This is a genomic window from Jeotgalibacillus terrae, assembly GCF_016908195.1.
GTDB classification, from domain to species: domain Bacteria; phylum Bacillota; class Bacilli; order Bacillales; family Jeotgalibacillaceae; genus Jeotgalibacillus; species Jeotgalibacillus terrae.
In genome coordinates this window covers 21,265-42,813 of sequence record NZ_JAFBDK010000023.1, presented here as the reverse complement: position 1 = coordinate 42,813, position 21,549 = coordinate 21,265, and the positions used below count along the sequence as shown (strand labels likewise).

At 45.0% G+C, this 21,549-nt stretch carries 26 protein-coding genes; all 26 read right to left on the bottom strand.

All coding sequences use genetic code 11. The features are described 5' to 3' along the window. Nucleotides 1–23 precede the first annotated feature (23 nt). The gene (gene rplR, locus JOD21_RS17060; RefSeq protein WP_204730748.1) at nt 24–380 is read right to left on the bottom strand and encodes a 50S ribosomal protein L18; all 357 of its coding nucleotides are present in this window, start codon (nt 378–380) and stop codon (nt 24–26) included. Nucleotides 381–413: 33 nt separating this feature from the next. After that, complete coding sequence (gene rplF, locus JOD21_RS17055) at nt 414–950, bottom strand: 50S ribosomal protein L6 (RefSeq protein ID WP_204730747.1); 537 nt, start codon at nt 948–950, stop codon at nt 414–416. Between the two features lie 31 nt (nt 951–981). Then, nucleotides 982–1,380: a 30S ribosomal protein S8 gene (gene rpsH, locus JOD21_RS17050; RefSeq protein WP_039806304.1), complete on the bottom strand. Its 399-nt coding sequence runs from the start codon at nt 1,378–1,380 to the stop codon at nt 982–984. A gap of 30 nt (nt 1,381–1,410) precedes the next feature. Continuing rightward, entirely contained in the window at nt 1,411–1,596 is a 186-nt protein-coding gene (gene rpsN, locus JOD21_RS17045) for a 30S ribosomal protein S14 (protein WP_036787751.1), read from the bottom strand. A gap of 24 nt (nt 1,597–1,620) precedes the next feature. Next, a complete protein-coding gene (gene rplE, locus JOD21_RS17040) occupies nt 1,621–2,160 on the bottom strand; it encodes a 50S ribosomal protein L5 (RefSeq protein ID WP_041120842.1) in 540 nt (179 codons plus the stop codon). A gap of 26 nt (nt 2,161–2,186) precedes the next feature. Then, entirely contained in the window at nt 2,187–2,498 is a 312-nt protein-coding gene (gene rplX / locus JOD21_RS17035; protein ID WP_204730746.1) for a 50S ribosomal protein L24, read from the bottom strand. A gap of 37 nt (nt 2,499–2,535) precedes the next feature. Then, nucleotides 2,536–2,904 carry a 50S ribosomal protein L14 gene (gene rplN / locus JOD21_RS17030; protein ID WP_039806296.1) on the bottom strand — a complete coding sequence of 123 codons (369 nt, stop codon included), beginning with the start codon at nt 2,902–2,904 and terminating at the stop codon, nt 2,536–2,538. Between the two features lie 41 nt (nt 2,905–2,945). Then, the gene (gene rpsQ / locus JOD21_RS17025) at nt 2,946–3,209 is read right to left on the bottom strand and encodes a 30S ribosomal protein S17 (RefSeq protein WP_039806294.1); all 264 of its coding nucleotides are present in this window, start codon (nt 3,207–3,209) and stop codon (nt 2,946–2,948) included. Between the two features lie 22 nt (nt 3,210–3,231). Further along, nucleotides 3,232–3,432 carry a 50S ribosomal protein L29 gene (rpmC, locus tag JOD21_RS17020; protein WP_039806292.1) on the bottom strand — a complete coding sequence of 67 codons (201 nt, stop codon included), beginning with the start codon at nt 3,430–3,432 and terminating at the stop codon, nt 3,232–3,234. Further along, nucleotides 3,422–3,856: a 50S ribosomal protein L16 gene (gene rplP, locus JOD21_RS17015; protein WP_039806290.1), complete on the bottom strand. Its 435-nt coding sequence runs from the start codon at nt 3,854–3,856 to the stop codon at nt 3,422–3,424. Before rplP ends, rpmC begins: the two co-directional genes overlap by 11 nt. A 2-nt stretch (nt 3,857–3,858) precedes the next feature. Then, entirely contained in the window at nt 3,859–4,521 is a 663-nt protein-coding gene (gene rpsC / locus JOD21_RS17010) for a 30S ribosomal protein S3 (protein WP_041120840.1), read from the bottom strand. 3 nt (nt 4,522–4,524) lie between these two features. Next, nucleotides 4,525–4,866: a 50S ribosomal protein L22 gene (gene rplV / locus JOD21_RS17005; protein WP_039806287.1), complete on the bottom strand. Its 342-nt coding sequence runs from the start codon at nt 4,864–4,866 to the stop codon at nt 4,525–4,527. Between the two features lie 19 nt (nt 4,867–4,885). Then, nucleotides 4,886–5,164 (bottom strand): 30S ribosomal protein S19, encoded by a 279-nt coding sequence (rpsS, locus tag JOD21_RS17000; protein WP_041120839.1) that lies wholly within the window; start codon nt 5,162–5,164, stop codon nt 4,886–4,888. Nucleotides 5,165–5,224: 60 nt separating this feature from the next. Further along, complete coding sequence (rplB, locus tag JOD21_RS16995) at nt 5,225–6,055, bottom strand: 50S ribosomal protein L2 (protein WP_041120838.1); 831 nt, start codon at nt 6,053–6,055, stop codon at nt 5,225–5,227. Nucleotides 6,056–6,088: 33 nt separating this feature from the next. Beyond that, entirely contained in the window at nt 6,089–6,373 is a 285-nt protein-coding gene (gene rplW / locus JOD21_RS16990) for a 50S ribosomal protein L23 (protein WP_041120837.1), read from the bottom strand. Further along, a complete protein-coding gene (gene rplD, locus JOD21_RS16985; RefSeq protein WP_041120836.1) occupies nt 6,373–6,996 on the bottom strand; it encodes a 50S ribosomal protein L4 in 624 nt (207 codons plus the stop codon). The genes rplW and rplD overlap by 1 nt, the downstream gene beginning before the upstream one ends. 30 nt (nt 6,997–7,026) lie before the next feature. Further along, complete coding sequence (gene rplC / locus JOD21_RS16980; protein WP_204730745.1) at nt 7,027–7,656, bottom strand: 50S ribosomal protein L3; 630 nt, start codon at nt 7,654–7,656, stop codon at nt 7,027–7,029. A 44-nt stretch (nt 7,657–7,700) separates the two neighbouring features. Continuing rightward, nucleotides 7,701–8,009 (bottom strand): 30S ribosomal protein S10, encoded by a 309-nt coding sequence (gene rpsJ / locus JOD21_RS16975; protein ID WP_039806276.1) that lies wholly within the window; start codon nt 8,007–8,009, stop codon nt 7,701–7,703. A gap of 253 nt (nt 8,010–8,262) precedes the next feature. Beyond that, nucleotides 8,263–8,727: a hypothetical protein gene (locus JOD21_RS16970; RefSeq protein WP_204730744.1), complete on the bottom strand. Its 465-nt coding sequence runs from the start codon at nt 8,725–8,727 to the stop codon at nt 8,263–8,265. Nucleotides 8,728–9,024: 297 nt separating this feature from the next. Continuing rightward, nucleotides 9,025–10,215 (bottom strand): elongation factor Tu, encoded by a 1,191-nt coding sequence (tuf, locus tag JOD21_RS16965; RefSeq protein WP_204730743.1) that lies wholly within the window; start codon nt 10,213–10,215, stop codon nt 9,025–9,027. Nucleotides 10,216–10,346: 131 nt separating this feature from the next. Then, complete coding sequence (fusA, locus tag JOD21_RS16960; protein WP_204730742.1) at nt 10,347–12,425, bottom strand: elongation factor G; 2,079 nt, start codon at nt 12,423–12,425, stop codon at nt 10,347–10,349. Nucleotides 12,426–12,476: 51 nt separating this feature from the next. After that, on the bottom strand, nt 12,477–12,947 hold the full coding sequence (gene rpsG, locus JOD21_RS16955) for a 30S ribosomal protein S7 (protein WP_039806267.1): 471 nt from the start codon (nt 12,945–12,947) through the stop codon (nt 12,477–12,479). A gap of 47 nt (nt 12,948–12,994) precedes the next feature. After that, entirely contained in the window at nt 12,995–13,414 is a 420-nt protein-coding gene (gene rpsL, locus JOD21_RS16950; RefSeq protein ID WP_041120831.1) for a 30S ribosomal protein S12, read from the bottom strand. A gap of 101 nt (nt 13,415–13,515) precedes the next feature. Further along, nucleotides 13,516–13,764 carry a 50S ribosomal protein L7ae-like protein gene (locus tag JOD21_RS16945; protein ID WP_204730741.1) on the bottom strand — a complete coding sequence of 83 codons (249 nt, stop codon included), beginning with the start codon at nt 13,762–13,764 and terminating at the stop codon, nt 13,516–13,518. A gap of 377 nt (nt 13,765–14,141) precedes the next feature. Continuing rightward, a complete protein-coding gene (gene rpoC, locus JOD21_RS16940; RefSeq protein WP_204730740.1) occupies nt 14,142–17,741 on the bottom strand; it encodes a DNA-directed RNA polymerase subunit beta' in 3,600 nt (1,199 codons plus the stop codon). Between the two features lie 60 nt (nt 17,742–17,801). Continuing rightward, entirely contained in the window at nt 17,802–21,362 is a 3,561-nt protein-coding gene (rpoB, locus tag JOD21_RS16935; RefSeq protein WP_204730739.1) for a DNA-directed RNA polymerase subunit beta, read from the bottom strand. Nucleotides 21,363–21,549: the final 187 nt, after the last annotated feature.

The window sequence follows — 21,549 nt, the reverse complement described above, 5'->3', positions numbered from 1 at the left end:
CTGGATTGTCCCTCCTTTTTCTATTAAAATTCAAGTCCGTTTTCACGTGCAGCTTCAGCAAGAGCTTTCACGCGTCCGTGGTAAAGATATCCTCCACGGTCAAATACGACTGATTTCATTCCTTTTTCTACTGCACGTGTAGCGATTGCTTCGCCAACCTTTTGTGCAGCATCGACGTTTCCGCCAGATTCAAGGCCAAGCTCTTTTGAAGATGCAGCAGCTAGTGTTACACCATTTGCATCATCGATAAGCTGAGCGTAGATGTGCTTGTTTGAACGGTAAACATTCAAACGCGGACGAGATTCAGTTCCCGTGATCGTTGTACGAACACGTGCATGACGTTTCTTACGTACCGCATTCTTGTCAACTTTAGTAATCAATCAAGGTCACTCCTTTCATGCGCCTAAGCGGCATTATTTACCTGTTTTACCTTCTTTACGACGAACATATTCGCCTTCGTAACGGATTCCTTTACCTTTGTAAGGCTCTGGTGGACGTACGTCACGGATGTTTGCAGCTAGTGCGCCAACGCGCTCTTTGCTTGCGCCTTTAATTGTAACCTTTGTGTTTGAAGGAACTTCGATTTCGATTCCTTCTTCCGGTGTGATCTCAACTGGGTGAGAGTATCCTACGTTAAGAACAAGCTTGTTGCCTTGTTTCTGAGCACGATACCCAACCCCGATAAGCTCAAGGCTGCGTTCGAATCCTTTAGATACACCCTCGACCATGTTGTTCAGGATCGCACGAGTAGTACCGTGGATTGTACGGTGTTCTTTTGAGTCAGAAGGGCGGACAACTGTAAGTGTGCTGCCTTCCTGCTCGAATTTCATTTCTGAATTAAAAGTGAATGAAAGTTCACCTTTAGGTCCTTTAGCAGTAACATGTGAACCGTCAAAAGTTAATGTTACATCTGAAGGTACCTCGATTGGTTTTTTTCCTACACGAGACATTTTGTTGCACCTCTCTTTCGATTAAAAGATATTACCAGACGTATGCTAGAACTTCTCCGCCAACTTGCTTAGCGCGAGCTTCTTTGTCAGTTACAACGCCAGTTGAAGTAGATACGATTGCGATTCCAAGACCGTTCAGTACACGTGGAAGCTCATCAGCTTTTGCGTATACGCGAAGTCCAGGCTTAGAAATACGCTTAAGGCCAGTGATAACACGCTCATTGTTTGCACCATACTTAAGGAAGATGCGAATGATACCCTGCTTGCTGTCCTCGATATATTCAACGTCACGGATGAAACCTTCACGCTTAAGGATTTCTGCGATTTCTTTCTTCATGTTAGAAGCAGGAACCTCTAGCTTCTCGTGACGGACCTGATTCGCATTACGGATGCGAGTCAGAAGATCTGCGATTGGATCTGTCATTGTCATATTAATTTACCTCCTTCCCAAAATCGGGTATTACCAGCTGGCTTTCTTAACGCCAGGAATTTGACCCTTGTATGCTAGTTCACGGAAACAAATACGGCACAGCTTGAATTTACGCAGTACTGAGTGTGGACGTCCGCAACGTTCGCAACGTGTATACTCTTGTACTTTGAATTTCTGTTTGCGCTGTTGTTTCGCAATCATTGATTTTTTAGCCACGTTTACGCCTCCCTTTTGTAGAGATTACTTTTGGAATGGCATACCGAATTGTGTAAGAAGCTCACGAGACTCTTCGTCTGAGTTAGCTGTCGTAACAATTACGATGTCCATGCCACGTACTTTGTTTACTTTGTCATAATCGATCTCTGGGAAGATTAGCTGCTCTTTAACACCAAGAGTGTAGTTACCGCGTCCGTCGAAAGACTTTTTAGATACTCCGCGGAAGTCACGTACACGTGGTAGAGATACAGAGATTAGCTTGTCTAGGAAGTCATACATACGCTCGCCGCGAAGTGTAACTTTCGCACCGATTGGCATACCTTCACGAAGACGGAAACCTGCGATAGATTTCTTAGCTTTTGTAATTAGAGGCTTCTGACCAGTAATAGTCGTAAGCTCTTCTACAGCTGTATCCAGTGATTTAGTGTTTTGAACTGCTTCACCAACACCCATGTTGATTACGATTTTTTCGATTTTTGGCACCTGCATTACAGAAGTGTAATCGAACTTCTTAACTAGAGCAGGTGTGATTTCACTATTGAACTTTTCTTTTAGGCGGTTCATGCTTGAGTACCTCCCCTCTTCATTAACTATTTATCTAAAGATTCACCTGATTTTTTAGCAATACGTACTTTTTTACCGTCCTCAACTTTGTAACCAACGCGTGTTGGTTCGTTCGTTTTCGGATCGATCAGCATCACGTTTGATACGTGAATCGCTGCTTCCATGTTAGAGATTCCACCTTGTGGATTCATCTGTGAAGGTTTTGAATGTTTCTTGACGATGTTCACACCTTCAACAATTACGCGGTCAGCTTTCGGATTAGCAGCAAGTACAGTACCTGTCTTGCCTTTATCTTTTCCGGAAATAACCATTACTTTATCGCCTTTTTTAACGTGCATCCTGTCGCACCTCCTTGATACGGTGGTTGATTATCAATTAAAGAACTTCTGGTGCTAGAGAAACAATCTTCATGAAGTTGCTGTCACGAAGTTCACGAGCAACCGGTCCGAAGATACGAGTTCCACGAGGGCCTTTGTCGTCACGAATGATGACACAAGCGTTCTCATCAAACTTGATGTACGTACCATCTTTACGACGAACACCGCTCTTTGTACGAACGATTACCGCTCTTACAACTTCACCTTTTTTAACAACGCCTCCTGGTGTTGCTTGTTTCACTGTGCAGACGATCACATCACCAATATTAGCAGTCTTGCGGCCTGAACCTCCAAGAACTTTAATGGTTAATACTTCACGTGCGCCAGAGTTGTCAGCTACTTTTAAACGCGATTCCTGTTGAATCATGTAGGTTACCTCCCTTCGGAATTACATTTCCGAACAATATATTAGATAATAACCGCTTCTTCTACGACTTCCACTAGACGGAAACGTTTTGTTGCTGAAAGCGGACGAGTTTCCATAATACGAACAATATCGCCAGTCTTGGCTTGGTTTTGTTCATCGTGAGCTTTGTACTTCTTAGAGTACTTTACTCGTTTGCCATAAAGTGAATGTTTCTTTTGCGTTTCAACTAGCACTGTGATTGTTTTGTCCATTTTGTCCGAAACAACACGGCCAGTGTAAACTTTACGCTGGTTGCGTTCACTCATGCTGCAAACCTCCTCTCAGTTATCAGTTGTTAGCGCCAATTTCTCTTTCACGAATCACGGTTTTCATGCGAGCAATGGCTTTTCGTACTTGACGGATGCGAGCAGTGTTTTCAAGCTGACCAGTAGCCAGTTGGAAACGAAGGTTAAATAGCTCTTCCTTCAAAGATTTTACTTTTTGTTCAATTTCGGCAGTGGTTAGGTCACGAATTTCATTAGCTTTCATTTGATTCACCACCAATTTCTTCTCGTTTTACAAACTTAGTCTTAACCGGAAGTTTGTGTGATGCAAGACGAAGTGCTTCACGAGCAACTTCTTCAGATACTCCAGCGATTTCGAACATAATCTTACCCGGCTTTACAACTGCTACCCATCCTTCTGGTGCCCCTTTACCGGAACCCATTCGGACTTCTAGAGGTTTCTTAGTGTAAGGCTTGTGTGGGAAGATTTTAATCCATACTTTACCGCCACGTTTCATGTAACGAGTCATCGCGATACGGGCAGACTCGATCTGACGGTTAGTGATCCAGCTAGCTTCAAGAGCTTGAAGACCGTATTCACCAAAGCTTACTTCAGTACCGCCTTTTGCCTGGCCGCGCATTTTTCCGCGGTGTACACGACGATATTTCACGCGTTTAGGTAATAACATGATTAGTTTCCTCCTTCCTCGGATTTCTTGTGGTTCTTGGTAGGAAGAACTTCTCCACGGTAGATCCATACTTTAACTCCGAGCTTACCATACGTAGTATCCGCTTCAACGTGAGCGTAGTCGATGTCAGCGCGAAGAGTATGAAGTGGAACAGTACCTTCACTGTAATGTTCAGCACGTGCGATGTCTGCTCCGCCTAGACGACCAGAAACCTGAGTTTTGATCCCTTTAGCGCCAGCACGCATTGTGCGTTGGATTGATTGCTTTTGTGCACGACGGAAAGATACACGGTTTTCCAGTTGACGTGCAATATTTTCACCTACAAGTTTCGCATCAAGATCAGCGCGTTTGATTTCAACGATGTTGATGTGAACTCGCTTGCCAGTGATCTTGTTAAGGTCTTTACGAAGTGCTTCGACTTCAGTACCACCTTTACCGATAACCATACCTGGCTTAGCAGTGTGAATTGTAATGTTAATGCGGTTAGCCGCACGTTCGATTTCTACTTTAGAAACTGATGCTTCTTTCAGACGACCTTCGATGTAGTCACGAACTTTAAGGTCTTCATGAAGTAAGTCTGCGTAGTCTTTGCCTGCGAACCATTTTGATTCCCAGTCACGAATGACTCCGATACGTAGTCCAATTGGATGTACTTTTTGACCCACGTGTTATCCCTCCTTTTTTTCAGATACCACGATTGTAATGTGGCTTGTACGTTTATTAATGGCACTTGCACGACCTTGTGCACGAGGACGGAAACGTTTCAGTGTTGGTCCTTCGTTAACATATGCTTCTGAAATCACAAGGTTGTTAATGTCCATGTCGTAATTATGCTCAGCGTTCGCTACAGCAGATTTTAATACTTTCTCGATTACTGGTGATGCAGCGCGTGGTGTGTGGTTCAAAATAGCCACCGCTTCGCCAACCTGCTTACCGCGGATTAAATCTGCTACTAGGCGTACTTTACGAGGAGCAATACGAACTGTGTTTGCAACAGCTTTTGCTTGCATTAGGATAGCCTCCTCTCAATTAGCGTCTTGTTTTCTTATCATCACTTGCGTGACCTTTGTACGTACGGCTTGGCGCGAATTCGCCAAGTTTATGACCAACCATATCTTCAGTCACGTAAACTGGTACGTGTTTGCGTCCATCGTATACAGCGATTGTATGACCGATGAAGTTAGGGAAGATAGTAGAACGACGAGACCAAGTTTTTACAACCTGCTTCTTGTCTGATTCGTTAAGCTTCTCAACTTTTGACATTAAATGATCGTCCACAAAAGGTCCTTTTTTCAAGCTGCGACCCATACTGGAACCTCCCTTCGTGATTGTCCTACGGCCCGTTTGATGAACCGTAGCTCAATCCCGTTATTTTTTACGACGGCGTACGATAAACTTATCGGACTTGTTTGTCTTCTTACGAGTCTTGTAACCAAGAGTTGGTTTGCCCCATGGTGACATTGGTGATTTACGGCCGATTGGCGCTTTACCTTCACCACCACCGTGTGGGTGATCATTCGGGTTCATTACAGAACCACGTACAGTTGGGCGCTTGCCTAACCAGCGTGAACGTCCTGCTTTACCGATGTTGATTAGTTCGTGTTGTTCGTTACCAACTTGTCCTACAGTAGCACGGCAAGTTGCAAGGATCATACGAGTTTCGCCTGAGTTAAGACGTACAAGCACGTATTTACCTTCTTTACCTAGAACCTGTGCTGATGTACCAGCTGAACGCACAAGCTGACCACCTTTACCAGGCTTAAGCTCGATGTTGTGGATTACTGTACCCACTGGAATGTTAACGAGTGGAAGTGCGTTACCTGTTTTGATGTCCGCTTCAGGGCCTGACATGATTTCCATGCCTACTACAAGTCCTTTAGGAGCTAGGATATACCGCTTCTCACCATCAACGTAGTTGATTAGTGCAATGTTTGCTGAACGGTTTGGATCATATTCGATCGTAGCAACGCGTCCTGGAATGCCATCTTTCGTACGAGCGAAATCGATGACACGGTATTGGCGCTTATGGCCTCCACCTTGATGACGAACTGTTAACTTACCCTGGTTGTTACGGCCACCCTTACGCTTAATTGGCGCAAGAAGCGATTTTTCCGGCTTGCTAGTTGTAATCTCAGCAAAGTCAGAAGCTGTCATGCCGCGACGACCATTAGAGGTAGGTTTGTACTTTTTAATCGCCATGTCTGTTCCCTCCTCTTCTATTTATCGGTTTATTTAAACCTCAAAAAATTCGATTTCTTTACTTTCTTCTGTCAGAGTTACAATCGCTTTGCGACGCTTGTTAGTAAAACCAGTGTAACGTCCCATGCGCTTGAATTTACCTTTGTAGTTCATGATGTTTACTTTCTCAACATCCACACCAAAGATCTCCTGGATTGCGTCTTTCACTTGTGTTTTGTTAGCACGAGTGTCGACTTCGAACGTGTACTTCTTCTCACCCATAAGGTCTGAAGAACGCTCTGTAATTACGGGGCGCTTAATAATATCGCGAGCATCCATTATGCAAGCACCTCCTCTACTTTTTGAACTGCACCTTTCGTCATAACCACTTTGTCGTGGCCAAGTACATCAAGTACGTTGACGCCAGTAGCAGAAATAACTGTTACGCCTGGAATGTTACGTCCAGATAGAGCAACGTTTTCGTCAAGACCTTCAGTCACTACTAGGACTTTCTTGTCTAGTGAAAGGCTGCTTAATACTGTAGCAAATTCCTTTGTCTTTGGCGATTCGAATGAAAGCGCCTCTAGAACTAAGATATTTTCTTCAGCAACTTTGCTTGAAAGAGCTGATTTGATCGCCAGACGACGAACTTTTTTAGGAAGCTTATAGCTATAGCTACGAGGTGTTGGGCCGAATACGACTCCACCGCCACGCCATTGTGGTGAACGGATCGAACCTTGACGGGCACGTCCAGTTCCCTTCTGACGCCATGGCTTACGACCACCGCCAGCTACTGCAGAACGATTTTTTACTTTGTGAGTTCCCTGACGCTGTGCAGCACGCTGCATCAGTACAGTTTCGAACATCACTGCGTTGTTTGGCTCAATGCCGAAGATGGATTCGTTAAGCTCGATATCACCGGCTTGTGAACCATCCTGTTTAAATACGGATACTTTAGGCATTCCTGTTTCCTCCTTTCCGATTAACGTCTATTATTTCGCTTTAATTGCGCTTTTTACTGTGATAAGTGACTTGTTAGGGCCAGGAACGTTCCCTTTTACAAGTAATAGATTACGCTCAGCATCAACTTTCACGATTGAAAGGTTCTGAACTGTAATTCTTTCTCCGCCCATGCGTCCAGGTAGTAATTTACCCTTGAATACGCGGTTTGGATCAACAGGACCCATTGAACCAGGACGACGGTGGTAACGAGAACCGTGAGTCATTGGTCCGCGGGATTGGTTGTGACGCTTGATTGCACCCTGAAAACCTTTACCCTTCGATACTCCTGTTACATCAATTACATCGCCTTCTGCGAAAATATCAACCTTGACTTCTTGACCAATCTCATACTCGCCAAGCTCAACACCGCGGATTTCACGGACGAAGCGCTTAGGAGCCGTTTCAGCTTTAGCGGCATGTCCTTTTGATGGTTTGTTAGCAAGCTTTTCGCGCTTGTCTTCAAAACCGATCTGGATTGATTCATATCCGTCAGTATCAACAGCTTTCTTTTGAAGAACTACGTTTGGAGTAGCTTCGATTACTGTTACTGGGATAAGATCGCCGTTCTCAGCAAAAACCTGAGTCATTCCAATCTTTCTACCTAAGATTCCTTTGGTCATTAGTCACACCTCCTATTATTGTTTAGTAATTTATTTTTTGTTGATTAAAGTTTGATTTCGATGTCAACGCCAGACGGTAAATCAAGACGCATTAGCGCATCTACCGTTTGTGGTGTCGGGTTCACAATGTCTACAAGACGTTTATGTGTGCGCATTTCAAACTGCTCACGCGCATCTTTGTATTTGTGGACCGCACGAAGGATTGTGTAAACAGACTTTTCAGTTGGAAGCGGGATTGGACCCGATACACTAGCACCTGAACGTTTTGCAGTTTCAACAATCTTCTCAGCAGACTGATCAAGAATTCTGTGATCGTAAGCTTTCAAACGGATACGGATTTTTTGTTTTGCCATTATTTTCCCTCCTTTTTCGCCTATTTAGGAATAGACATTCTCCGCAGAAATTTCCCACACACGAGCCATGGCAAAGCGGCCGGGTGTGTCGGCAACCTCCTGCTTCATCGCAAGTCAAAGACCAACATTAAATATTATACAGAAAATAATCAGATTGTGCAACCCCTGTTGCAAAATTACTTTCCGAATACACTTTGTCTATTATAAGACCCTTCCAGCTGACTTTCAAGTGGTAAGAAAATATGCAGAAAATTCATAGGTTTTTACGCTGGTGAATCCATTGTTCAGCTGCGTTCAGCCATGGTTGATCTGAATGAAACATGCGATGTCTCATGTTAATGAGTGAGCTGAAAGACAGATAGTGAAGGTCTTCTTCTTCAAGCATATGAAGTTCGATCCGGTTTTTTAATTCCCTCAATTCCTGTTGAGTCTGCAGCGCCTTTTTTTCTAGATGGAACAGCCTTGAGACCATCGTTCCAAAACGTCTTTCTTCTATAGAGTAATAGTTTTGCTTCTCCCATTCAGTGATGGTTGTCAGGAAATGATCGCCTTCTAGTAAGTCTGTGAGTATTTGATAAGCCTCGTCTGCATGGACATCAGGCTGACTGATTGATTGCTGATAGGCCAGGATGACTGCAGGGAGCATAGGCTGAACTGTGCGCTGCGGCTTTTTATTTTGCTGATCGTAGACAGATAGCCAGAGGTGAATTGGCTGCATGGGTTGTTCCCCTTTCAAAGTACGTGGTGATGAGTTTCTTCTGTAGTAGTTTAGCGGTTTTGGGAGGCTGGGGGAAGTGCGGTCATTAACATTGAATGATCGGGAATCGGGGTTTTTTCAGCCTGGTTATTGATGAGCAGTCCAGCTGAATGAGATTCAGGTCAGAACTTAGGAAATACAGCTCCCCAACTTACGTTTACTGGTCAGAATCCCCCCGGACTCTACTTACCTCTTCTGTTCACACGCAAAAAAACCCTGCACCCATAAGGATGCAGGATTTGTATCGCAAAGTCGCTATTACTTCTGGATAGAAGCTACAACGCCAGCGCCTACTGTACGTCCACCTTCACGAATAGAGAACTTAGTTCCTTCTTCGATCGCGATTGGAGAGATTAGCTCAACAGTCATTTCGATGTTGTCGCCAGGCATAACCATTTCTACTCCATCAGGAAGGTTACATACGCCAGTTACGTCCGTAGTACGGAAGTAGAACTGTGGGCGGTAGTTAGTGAAGAATGGAGTGTGACGTCCACCTTCTTCTTTTGATAGAACATAAACTTCAGCTTTGAAGTTTGTGTGTGGAGTGATTGTTCCTGGCTTAGCAAGAACCTGTCCACGGTTAATGTCGTCGCGAGAAACCCCACGAAGAAGTGCGCCAATGTTGTCGCCAGCTTCTGCATAGTCAAGAAGCTTACGGAACATTTCAACACCAGTAACAGTAGTTTTCTTCGGCTCTTCAGAAAGACCGATGATTTCTACTTCGTCACCAACTTTAACTTGTCCACGCTCAACACGTCCTGTAGCAACTGTACCACGACCAGTGATTGAGAATACATCCTCAACTGGCATCATGAATGGCTTTTCAGTGTCACGCTCAGGAGTTGGAATGTAGCTATCTACAGCTTCCATAAGTTCGAAGATTTTCTCTTCCCACTCTTCTTCTCCTTCAAGTGCTTTAAGTGCAGAACCTTTGATTACTGGAATGTCGTCGCCAGGGAAATCGTACTCAGAAAGAAGGTCACGGATTTCCATTTCAACTAGTTCAAGTAGTTCTTCGTCGTCTACCATGTCACACTTGTTCATGAATACAACAAGGTAAGGTACACCTACCTGACGAGAAAGAAGGATGTGCTCACGAGTCTGTGGCATTGGGCCATCAGCAGCAGATACTACAAGAATACCGCCGTCCATCTGTGCAGCACCAGTGATCATGTTCTTAACATAGTCAGCGTGTCCTGGGCAGTCAACGTGTGCGTAGTGACGAGTGTCAGTTTCGTACTCAACGTGTGCAGTTGAGATTGTGATTCCGCGCTCGCGCTCTTCTGGAGCACCATCAATTTGATCATATGCCATTGCAGATCCACGACCATATTTCTTGTGAAGTACAGTTGTGATTGCAGCAGTTAGAGTTGTTTTACCATGGTCAACGTGTCCGATTGTTCCAATATTCGCATGGGTTTTCGAACGGTCGAATTTTTCCTTAGCCATTACGGAATTCCTCCTTAAAATAATTAAAGTTAATTAGTTTTATTTTTAAATATGGCTTACCAGAGGCGGCTGCCCCCGGACTCACCATAGCTTACATAAGTAGTTATACTTTATTGTAAGGGTGAAATCAATTATTCACCTTTATTTTTTTTGATGATTTCTTCACTCACAGACTTCGGTACTTCCTCGTAGTGATCGAAGAACATTGAGAATGTTCCACGTCCCTGCGTGTTAGAACGAAGTGAAGTTGCGTAACCGAACATTTCAGCAAGCGGTACAAATGCTTTAACGATTTGTGTGTTACCGCGAGCAGACATACCTTCTACGCGTCCACGGCGAGCTGTAACGTCACCCATGATGTCTCCCATGTATTCTTCAGGGATCATAACTTCTACGCGCATTAGCGGCTCAAGAAGAACCGGGTTACACTTAGAAACTGCATTTTTAAGTGCCATAGATGCGGCAATCTTAAACGCCATCTCAGAGGAGTCAACGTCATGGTATGAACCATCGTATAGTCTCGCTTTGATGTCGATTAGAGGGTAACCAGCAAGTACACCGTTGTCAAGAGAGTCTTCTAGACCCTGCTGAACAGCTGGAATGTATTCACGTGGTACAGATCCCCCAACGATGCCGTTTTCAAATTCAAAGCCTGCTCCTTCTTCGTTAGGAGAGAATTCGATCTTAACGTGACCGAACTGTCCGCGACCACCAGACTGGCGGACGAACTTCCCTTCAACTTGTGCAGAGCCGCGGAATGTTTCACGGTAAGATACCTGTGGAGCACCCACGTTAGCTTCTACTTTGAATTCACGCTTCATACGGTCAACAAGGATATCAAGGTGAAGTTCACCCATACCTGCGATGATCGTCTGTCCAGTTTCCTGGTCAGTGTGTGCGTGGAATGTTGGATCTTCTTCCTGAAGCTTCTGAAGCGCCTGAGACATTTTGTCCTGGTCAGCTTTAGACTTAGGTTCGATCGCAACAGAGATAACTGGCTCAGGGAATTCCATAGACTCAAGAATTACAAGACTCTTTTCGTCACATAGTGTGTCCCCTGTAGTTGTGTCTTTAAGACCAACTGCAGCAGCGATATCTCCAGCAAACACTTCCGAAATTTCTTCACGAGAGTTAGCGTGCATCTGCAGGATACGTCCTACACGCTCACGCTTACCTTTCGTTGCGTTCTGTACGTATGATCCAGACTGGAGCACACCAGAATAAACACGGAAGAATGTAAGCTTACCTACATAAGGATCAGTCATAACTTTAAATGCAAGCGCAGAGAATGGTTCTTCGTCGCTAGCTGGACGAACAATTTCTTCTTCTGACTCAGGAACATGTCCTGTGATTGGCTTAACATCAAGTGGTGACGGAAGGTAGTCAAGTACTGCATCAAGCAGAAGCTGAACACCTTTGTTCTTGAAAGCAGAACCACAGATTACAGGATAGAATTCAACGTCACAAGTTCCTTTACGGATCGCAGCTTTGATTTCATCCACTGTCATTTCTTCGCCTTCAAGGTATTTCATCATTAGATCTTCATCAAGATCTGCTACCGCTTCAATTAGCTTTCCGCGGTATTCTTCAGCCTGTTCCTTGTATTCTTCAGGAATTTCACGCTGCTCAGTACGAGTACCAAGATCATCTTCATAGAAGTATGCTACATTTTCAACCAGGTCGATGATTCCTTCGAATTCATCTTCCGCACCGATTGGCAGTTGAATTGGATGAGCATTAGCTTGAAGACGGTCGTGCAGTGTTCCTACAGAATAAAGGAAGTCTGCCCCGATCTTATCCATTTTATTAACGAATACGATACGAGGAACACCGTATGTTGTCGCCTGACGCCATACAGTTTCTGTCTGTGGCTCAACACCCGACTGGGCATCAAGTACACCTACAGCACCATCAAGTACACGAAGTGAACGTTCAACTTCTACTGTGAAGTCTACGTGTCCAGGTGTATCAATGATGTTTACACGGTGGCCTTTCCATGAAGCTGTTGTAGCAGCAGATGTGATCGTGATCCCACGCTCCTGCTCCTGCTCCATCCAGTCCATCTGTGATGCACCTTCGTGCGTTTCACCGATTTTGTGGATACGGCCTGTGTAGTAAAGGATACGCTCCGTAGCAGTCGTCTTACCGGCATCGATGTGAGCCATGATACCGATATTACGAGTGTTTTTTAAGGAGAACTCTCTAGGCATTGGTCTTTCTCCTTCCTACTAAATGAGATTTGGTTGATAAAATGCTGAATCTTACCAGCGGTAGTGAGCAAATGCTTTATTTGCTTCAGCCATTTTATGCATATCTTCACGCTTCTTAACTGAAGCGCCAGTGTTGTTTGCTGCATCAAGAATTTCATTAGCAAGACGCTCTTCCATAGTCTTTTCTCCACGAAGACGCGCATAGTTTACTAACCAGCGAAGTCCAAGTGTAGTACGACGTTCCGGACGCACCTCAACCGGTACCTGATAGTTCGCTCCGCCGACACGACGAGCACGTACTTCAAGAACTGGCATAATGTTCTTAAGCGCCTGGTCGAATACTTCTAGAGCATCTTTCCCAGAACGTTCCTGAACGATATCGAAAGCAGAATATAAGATACGCTGAGCTGTACCTTTCTTTCCGTCAATCATGATTTTGTTTACAAGACGAGTTACCAGCTTCGAGTTATGAATCGGATCCGGTAAAACGTCACGTTTTGCAACTGCACCTTTACGAGGCATGTGATTTCCTCCTTTCATAGGAAAATAACTTCTTTATATTGAATCGATTACTTTTGGTCTTTTGGTCTCTTAGTACCGTATAGTGAACGACCTTGACGACGTCCATCTACACCAGCAGTATCAAGCGCACCACGTACGATGTGGTAACGTACCCCTGGTAAATCTTTTACACGTCCTCCGCGAATAAGAACAACACTGTGTTCTTGAAGGTTGTGCCCGATACCAGGAATGTATGCTGTAACCTCGATTTGGTTTGTAAGACGCACACGAGCATATTTACGAAGTGCCGAGTTCGGCTTCTTCGGTGTCATTGTACCAACACGAGTACAAACACCACGCTTTTGTGGTGATGAAAGGTTAGTCGCTTTCTTCTTGAAGCTGTTGTAACCTTTGTTAAGTGCTGGTGAGTCAGACTTTGAGCCCTTTGATTGGCGTGGATTACGCACTAATTGGTTAATAGTAGGCATGTTTATGTCCTCCCTTCCTCAATATTTTAAGCCCACACATCCAGGTGGTTCATTTTAGGGAAAAAAACAAAGTCTTTGCAACTTCTGCTGCAAAAACATGTTTACATAGTAATGGCTACCGCAGCAGCACCAACCTCGATCCCGCACGCTTTACCCAGCTTCTTCATGGAATCAACATGGGTTACGTTTACGTTCATCTCTTCAGCGGTGAGTAGCACCCGGTCAATTACATGGCGGTCGACATCGTCTGCAACGATGACTTCCTTCACTGACCCTGCTTTGAGTGCCTTTACAACTTGCTTGGATCCTACAACGATGTGTTTAGCCTGTGATACTTTTTCATAAGACATAATCATATCCTCCAAAGTAACAGGTTGTTGATTAGTAGCAACCTTGAATATATTATCATCTCAATGGCTGGATGTCAACAAAGTTTGTAAATTATTGCGGAGTGTTTATAAAGATTAATGAGAATCGGTTGATCTCTGGTAACCGCTGTTGATTTCCGTGGGGGACTCCGCTTTCTTGCCCCCGGGCGGTGAGCCTCCTCATGCTTCGCATTCCGGGGTCTCACCTGTCCCTTCCTGGGGCGGGAGTCTCCGTCCCCCACTACAATCAACCGCTAGTATCTTTATAGAAACAATCGCATTCTTCTTTAAAATATTCTATTAAAAAGGTGGCGCCACAGAGGGCGCCACCACTTTTGCTTTCACAGACCTTGATTGAATTATTCCACGGAAACTGCTTCTTCTTCCTGGATTTCTTCATTCTCAATTTCAGCCTGACGATAGCGCTGCATTCCTGTTCCGGCTGGAACAAGCTTACCGATGATAACATTTTCTTTCAGTCCAAGCAGTTCATCACGCTTTCCTTTGATTGCTGCGTCTGTCAGGACACGAGTTGTCTCCTGGAATGATGCAGCTGAAAGGAATGATTCTGTTTCAAGAGATGCTTTTGTGATCCCCAGGATAAGCGGACGACCAGTTGCCGGCTGCTTACCATCAAGCAGAACCTGTTGATTCGCTTCCATGAACTGGTGTACATCAAGCAGTGAACCTGGCAGCAGTTCAGTTTCTCCGGCTTCAATGACACGGACTTTACGAAGCATCTGGCGAACCATGACTTCAACGTGCTTATCACCGATTTCAACACCCTGCATACGGTATACTTTCTGTACTTCTTTAAGCAGATATTCCTGTACAGCAGCAACGTCACGGATCTTGATCAGTTCCTTCGGATCGATTGAACCTTCTGTCAGAACCTGACCGCGTTCGATCACGTCATCAACTGCAACTTTAATACGGGCAGTATAAGGAGCAGAATACGTCTTTGTTTCTACTTCACCTTTTACTGTAATATCCTGCTGACGGTCTTTACCTTCTGTTACTTCAGTTACGACACCATCAATTTCAGAGATCGTAGCCTGACCTTTAGGATTACGCGCTTCGAAAATTTCCTGGATACGCGGAAGACCCTGTGTAATATCGTCTCCTGCTACACCACCTGTGTGGAATGTACGCATTGTAAGCTGTGTACCCGGCTCACCGATTGACTGGGCTGCGATGATACCGACTGCTTCGCCGACTTCAACTTTTTCACCAGTCGCAAGGTTCTTACCATAACACTTCTCACATACGCCATGACGCGTGTTACAAGTGAATGCAGAACGGATTGATACTTCTTCTATACCAGCTTCAATAATCTGACGGGCGATGTCTTCTGTAATCAGCTCATTACGTTTTACGAAGATTTCACCAGTCTTAGGATGTTTGACTGTCTGGTTTGAATAACGGCCTTCAAGACGCTCTTCAAGCGCTTCGATGACTTCTGTTCCATCTTTCAGTGAGCTTACGCGCAGACCGCGGTCAGTGCCGCAATCTTCTTCACGGACGATAACATCCTGTGCCACGTCAACAAGTCGGCGAGTCAGGTAACCTGAATCGGCAGTCTTCAATGCTGTATCGGCAAGACCTTTACGTGCACCGTGTGTAGAGATGAAGTACTCAAGTACTGTCAGACCTTCACGGAAACTTGACTTGATCGGAAGCTCGATGATACGTCCAGCCGGGTTGGCCATCAGACCACGCATACCGGCAAGCTGCGTAAAGTTAGATGCGTTACCACGGGCACCTGAATCACTCATCATGTAGATCGGATTCAGACTGTCGAGTGTAAGCATCAGCTTATCCTGAATAATGTCCTTTGCAGCTGACCAGATTGAGATGACACGCTCATAGCGCTCTTCTTCTGTGATCAGACCACGGCGGAATTGCTTCTGGACTTTATCAACCTTTAACTGTGCATCGTCAAGGATTCCCTGCTTTTCAGGAAGTACCACGATATCAGCGATACCGATTGTAATACCAGCACGTGTTGAGTGCTTGAATCCAAGATTTTTCATGCTATCAAGCATTTTAGATGTATCCGTTAAGTGGAATCGCTTGAAGACTTCAGCGATGATGCTTCCAAGGAATCCTTTCTTAAACGGCGTTACAAGGTCTGCTGATTTGAAGTGTTCTTTTACATCAGTGGTCGGGTCAACGAAGTACTTATCAGGTGTGTTCACCTCAAGGTTCTCCATTGTCGGCTCATTAATGTAGTGGAACTCTTCAGGAAGAATTTCGTTAAAGATCACTTTTCCGACTGTTGTCAGAAGAAGTTTCTTCGTCTGTTCTTCTGTAAATGTTGGTTTGTTAACAGCACCTGCATGAATCGCAATACGTGTGTGCAGGTGTACATAACCATTCTGGTATGCAAGAAGGACTTCATCCGCATCGTGGAATACTGAACCTTCACCTACAGCATCTTTACGTTCTAATGTCAGGTAGTAGTTACCAAGTACCATATCCTGAGACGGCGTAACAACAGGTTTTCCGTCTTTCGGGTTAAGGATGTTCTGTGCAGCAAGCATAAGAAGACGCGCTTCAGCCTGAGCTTCAGATGATAGTGGTACGTGAACCGCCATCTGGTCACCGTCAAAGTCAGCGTTATAAGCTGTACATACGAGCGGGTGAAGACGGATCGCACGGCCTTCAACCAGTGTAGGTTCGAATGCCTGGATACCAAGACGGTGAAGCGTCGGTGCACGGTTAAGAAGAACCGGATGCTCCTTAATGACATCTTCAAGTACGTCCCATACTTCATCATGAACACGTTCAATCTTACGTTTTGCACTCTTAATATTATGCGCAAGTCCGCGCTCAACAAGCTCTTTCATTACAAAAGGCTTGAACAGTTCAAGTGCCATTTCCTTCGGCAGTCCGCACTGATACATTTTCAGACTAGGTCCAACTACGATAACTGAACGGCCTGAATAGTCAACACGCTTACCAAGAAGGTTCTGACGGAAACGTCCCTGCTTCCCTTTCAGCATATGAGAAAGAGATTTTAGTGGACGGTTACCCGGTCCTGTAACAGGACGTCCGCGGCGGCCGTTATCGATTAGTGCATCTACAGCTTCCTGCAGCATACGCTTCTCGTTCTGAACGATGATGCTTGGTGCACCAAGGTCCAATAGGCGCTTCAGACGGTTGTTACGGTTGATCACACGACGGTACAGGTCATTCAGGTCAGATGTAGCGAAACGTCCGCCATCAAGCTGAACCATCGGACGAAGTTCCGGTGGGATCACAGGTAGTACATCAAGAACCATCCAATCAGGAAGGTTACCTGAGTTACGGAATGATTCAACTACTTCAAGACGCTTGATCGCACGCGTACGTCGCTGCCCCTGAGCAGTTTTTAATTCTTCTTTCAGCGTTTCCGCTTCTTTATCAAGATCGATATCCTGAAGAAGCTTGCGGATTGCTTCAGCTCCCATTGCAGCCTGGAATTTGCCGCTGTACTTTTCACGGTACGCACGGTATTCCTTCTCAGATAGAAGCTGTTTTTTTTCAAGTGCAGTATCTCCTGCTTCTGTTACTACGTAAGAAGCAAAGTAGATAACTTCCTCAAGCGCACGCGGTGACATGTCAAGAACAAGTCCCATACGGCTCGGGATGCCTTTGAAGTACCAGATGTGAGAAACAGGTGCTGCAAGTTCGATGTGACCCATACGTTCACGGCGCACTTTCGCACGTGTTACTTCAACACCACAGCGGTCACAAACGACGCCCTTATAACGGACGCGTTTGTATTTACCGCAATGACACTCCCAGTCTTTCTGCGGGCCGAAGATTCGCTCGCAGAAAAGACCGTCTTTTTCAGGCTTCAGTGTACGATAGTTGATCGTTTCAGGCTTCTTCACTTCACCAAATGACCAAGAACGGATCTTATCTGGTGAGGCTAAACCAATTTTCATATATTCAAAGTTATTAACATCTATCAAGGAGCCTACCTCCCTTTTCGTTTAAAGGTTTCACCCTTTTGTTGATTCCCAGTGTCACAACTATTCTTTCGTGCCGACAGTTTCAGAAGCCGCTGCTTCTGTTTCCGGGGCAATATTCAATGCATCAGCCTGGTGGATGTCGTCATCGTCATCCAGGTCGCGCATTTCGATTTCTTCATCGTTGGCAGACAGCATCTTCACGTCCATGCCAAGACTCTGAAGTTCTTTGATTAATACTTTAAATGATTCAGGAACGCCCGGTTCCGGAACGCTGTCACCTTTAACGATCGCTTCGTACGTTTTCACACGTCCGACAACGTCATCTGATTTGACAGTTAGAATTTCCTGAAGTGTATATGCAGCACCGTATGCTTCAAGTGCCCAAACCTCCATCTCACCGAAACGCTGTCCGCCGAACTGTGCTTTACCGCCCAGTGGCTGCTGTGTAACAAGTGAGTATGGTCCTGTTGAACGTGCGTGAAGCTTGTCATCAACCATGTGAGCCAGCTTGATCATATACATGACGCCGACAGATACACGGTTGTCGAACGGATCGCCGGTTCTTCCATCATAAAGAACTGTCTTACCATCACGTGACATACCTGATTCTGCGATTGTTTCCCAAACGTCTTCCTCATTGGCACCATCAAATACCGGTGTAGCAATATGAATACCCATTGCGCGGGCAGCCATTCCCATGTGCATCTCAAGAACCTGACCGATGTTCATACGGGATGGTACACCCAGTGGATTTAACATAATGTCAATCGGCGTGCCGTCTGGAAGATATGGCATATCTTCTTCCGGAAGAATACGTGAGATAACACCCTTGTTACCGTGACGTCCGGCCATCTTATCCCCTACAGAGATCTTTCTCTTCTGTACGATATAGACACGTACCAGCTGGTTTACACCAGGAGGCAGCTCATCGCCGTCTTCACGGTTAAAGATTTTCACATCAAGGATGATTCCGCCTGCTCCGTGTGGTACACGAAGTGACGTATCACGTACTTCACGTGCTTTTTCACCAAAGATTGCATGAAGCAGACGCTCTTCAGCTGTCAGTTCCGTTACACCCTTAGGCGTTACTTTACCAACAAGAATATCGCCGTCTTTTACTTCAGCACCGACACGGATGATTCCACGGTCGTCAAGATTGCGCAGTGCATCTTCACCAACGTTAGGAATGTCACGTGTGATTTCTTCAGGTCCAAGCTTTGTATCACGGGACTCTGATTCATATTCTTCAATATGAATAGACGTGTATACATCATCTTTTACAAGGCGCTCACTCATGATAACAGCATCCTCGTAGTTAAAACCGTCCCATGTCATGAAGCCGACAAGAACGTTACGTCCAAGCGCAAGCTCTCCTGCTTCCATCGATGGTCCGTCTGCAAGAATTTCACCTTTTTCAACGCGGTCACCTACAGCAACGATTGGACGCTGGTTGTAGCATGTTCCCTGGTTGGAACGTATGAATTTCTGCAGCTTGTACTTATCAAGGTCGGCTTCAGTTTCCCTGCCGTCCACATCTACTAAGCGGCGTACCCAAACCTGGTTTGCCTGTACGCGCTCAACGATTCCTTCATGCTTATTAATAACAGCAGCACCTGAATCCTTCGCAGAAACGTGTTCCATTCCTGTACCTACAAAAGGCGCTTCCGGATTCATTAACGGAACTGCCTGACGCTGCATGTTCGCTCCCATTAACGCACGGTTCGAGTCATCGTTTTCAAGGAACGGGATACATGCTGTCGCAGCAGATACGACCTGCTTAGGCGATACATCCATATAGTCAATACGGTCACGCTTGAATACAGTGTTCTCACCGCGGAAACGGGAAACAACTTCTTCATCAAGGAATGAACCGTCATCACCAAGACGGGCATTTGCCTGTGCTACAACATAATTATCCTCTTCATCAGCAGTCAGATAATCAATGCGTTCTGTCACTCTGCCAGTTTCAGGGTCAACGCGGCGGTAAGGTGTCTCGATGAAGCCGAAACGGTTTACCTTTGCGAAGCTTGAAAGTGAGTTGATCAGACCGATGTTCGGGCCCTCAGGTGTCTCGATCGGACACATACGGCCATAGTGAGAATAGTGTACGTCACGTACTTCAAAGCCTGCACGTTCACGTGTCAAACCACCCGGTCCAAGCGCAGAAAGACGACGCTTATGCGTTAATTCTGCAAGCGGATTTGTCTGATCCATGAACTGAGAAAGCTGAGAGCTTCCAAAGAACTCTTTAATAGACGCGATTACAGGGCGAATGTTAATCAGCTGCTGAGGCGTAATTGTATTCGTATCCTGAATAGACATTCTTTCACGAACAACACGCTCCATACGTGAGAGACCAATACGGAATTGGTTTTGAAGAAGCTCCCCTACTGAACGCAGACGACGGTTACCAAGGTGATCAATATCATCTGTTAAGCCAACGCCGTGCAGCAGGTTAAAGAAGTAACTGATTGAAGATACAATGTCAGCTACCGTGATGTTTTTCACGCTGTCATCAACATATGCATTACTGATTACATTAATTTCCTGACCTTCTTCAGAATTAGGTACCTGAATTTTAATTGTCTGAAGCTTTAAGTCTTCTTCGACAACTCCACTCACCTGATTGTAAGTCATGAAACCTACTCCGCTTTCAAGGTTAGGAATCAGCTTATCAAGATTACGGCGGTCAAGTAATGTTCCTTTTTCTGCGATAATTTCGCCAGTTTCCGGATCAGCAAGCGTTTCAGCAAGCACCTGACCGAAAAGACGGTTCTTAATATGAAGCTTTTTATTCATTTTATAACGGCCTACATTAGCCAGATCGTAACGCTTAGGGTCAAAGAAACGGGATTCCAGAAGACTCTTCGCATTTTCTACTGTCGGGGGCTCGCCCGGACGCAGACGCTCATAGATTTCCAGAAGCGCTTTTTCAACACTTTCGGTATTGTCTTTTTCAAGCGTATTACGGATATACTCGTTGTCTCCAACCAGGTCAATAATCTCCTGATCCGAACCAAAACCAAGTGCACGCAGTAATACAGTCACAGGAAGCTTACGCGTACGGTCGATACGGACGTGAACAACGTCTTTTGCATCAGTTTCGTACTCAAGCCACGCACCACGGTTTGGAATAACCGTTGCGCCAAAGCCTTTCTTCCCGTTTTTATCCATTTTATCGTGGAAATATACACTTGGAGAACGTACAAGCTGAGAAACGATAACACGTTCTGCTCCATTAATAATGAAGGTACCTGTTTCAGTCATCAGCGGGAAGTCTCCCATAAATACATCCTGGTCTTTTACTTCACCGGTTTCTTTATTCAATAGACGAACCTTCACACGAAGCGGCGCAGAATAAGTTACATCGCGCTCCTTAGATTCATCAACAGAATATTTCGGCTCACCAAGGCTGTAATCAATAAACTCAAGTGACAAGTTGCCTGTGAAATCTTCGATCGGCGAAATATCTCGGAACATTTCGCGTAATCCTTCTTCTAAAAACCAGTCGTAAGAAGCTGTCTGAATCTCTATCAGATTCGGTAAATCCAGCACCTCACTAATACGCGCATAGCTTCTGCGCTGGCGGTGTCGTCCATACTGAACTAGTTGACCTGTCAACTGATTCACCCCTCAAATCAAGCATTTTAGTGTCCGTTTATTTCTTTAAAAAAGAAAAAACGAACATAACACAAATAGAAAACGGGAAATCTCCACATTTTCTATTCTTTAAAACTTTATTTAAACCATTTTACCCAAAAGACAGCCCATTTATACAAAATGGACATACTTACTGATATTAATATTT

What these genes read in the sequence shown, in the direction of transcription:
- rpsH (WP_039806304.1), bottom strand. Translation starts at nt 1,380, where the DNA reads ATGACAATGACAGATCCAATCGCAGATCTTCTGACTCGCATCCGTAAT.
- rpsS (WP_041120839.1), bottom strand. Translation starts at nt 5,164, where the DNA reads ATGGGTCGCAGCTTGAAAAAAGGACCTTTTGTGGACGATCATTTAATG.
- rplN (WP_039806296.1), bottom strand. Translation starts at nt 2,904, where the DNA reads ATGATTCAACAGGAATCGCGTTTAAAAGTAGCTGACAACTCTGGCGCA.
- rplX (WP_204730746.1), bottom strand. Translation starts at nt 2,498, where the DNA reads ATGCACGTTAAAAAAGGCGATAAAGTAATGGTTATTTCCGGAAAAGAT.
- rplV (WP_039806287.1), bottom strand. Translation starts at nt 4,866, where the DNA reads ATGCAAGCAAAAGCTGTTGCAAACACAGTTCGTATTGCTCCTCGTAAA.
- rplE (WP_041120842.1), bottom strand. Translation starts at nt 2,160, where the DNA reads ATGAACCGCCTAAAAGAAAAGTTCAATAGTGAAATCACACCTGCTCTA.
- rpsG (WP_039806267.1), bottom strand. Translation starts at nt 12,947, where the DNA reads ATGCCTCGTAAAGGTGCAGTTGCAAAACGTGACGTTTTACCGGATCCG.
- tuf (WP_204730743.1), bottom strand. Translation starts at nt 10,215, where the DNA reads ATGGCTAAGGAAAAATTCGACCGTTCGAAAACCCATGCGAATATTGGA.
- rpsJ (WP_039806276.1), bottom strand. Translation starts at nt 8,009, where the DNA reads ATGGCAAAACAAAAAATCCGTATCCGTTTGAAAGCTTACGATCACAGA.
- rplD (WP_041120836.1), bottom strand. Translation starts at nt 6,996, where the DNA reads ATGCCTAAAGTATCCGTATTTAAACAGGATGGTTCACAAGCCGGTGAT.
- rplP (WP_039806290.1), bottom strand. Translation starts at nt 3,856, where the DNA reads ATGTTATTACCTAAACGCGTGAAATATCGTCGTGTACACCGCGGAAAA.
- rpmC (WP_039806292.1), bottom strand. Translation starts at nt 3,432, where the DNA reads ATGAAAGCTAATGAAATTCGTGACCTAACCACTGCCGAAATTGAACAA.
- JOD21_RS16945 (WP_204730741.1), bottom strand. Translation starts at nt 13,764, where the DNA reads ATGTCTTATGAAAAAGTATCACAGGCTAAACACATCGTTGTAGGATCC.
- rplC (WP_204730745.1), bottom strand. Translation starts at nt 7,656, where the DNA reads ATGACCAAAGGAATCTTAGGTAGAAAGATTGGAATGACTCAGGTTTTT.
- rplW (WP_041120837.1), bottom strand. Translation starts at nt 6,373, where the DNA reads ATGGATGCTCGCGATATTATTAAGCGCCCCGTAATTACAGAGCGTTCT.
- rpsQ (WP_039806294.1), bottom strand. Translation starts at nt 3,209, where the DNA reads ATGAGTGAACGCAACCAGCGTAAAGTTTACACTGGCCGTGTTGTTTCG.
- rplB (WP_041120838.1), bottom strand. Translation starts at nt 6,055, where the DNA reads ATGGCGATTAAAAAGTACAAACCTACCTCTAATGGTCGTCGCGGCATG.
- rpsL (WP_041120831.1), bottom strand. Translation starts at nt 13,414, where the DNA reads ATGCCTACTATTAACCAATTAGTGCGTAATCCACGCCAATCAAAGGGC.
- rplF (WP_204730747.1), bottom strand. Translation starts at nt 950, where the DNA reads ATGTCTCGTGTAGGAAAAAAACCAATCGAGGTACCTTCAGATGTAACA.
- fusA (WP_204730742.1), bottom strand. Translation starts at nt 12,425, where the DNA reads ATGCCTAGAGAGTTCTCCTTAAAAAACACTCGTAATATCGGTATCATG.
- JOD21_RS16970 (WP_204730744.1), bottom strand. Translation starts at nt 8,727, where the DNA reads ATGCAGCCAATTCACCTCTGGCTATCTGTCTACGATCAGCAAAATAAA.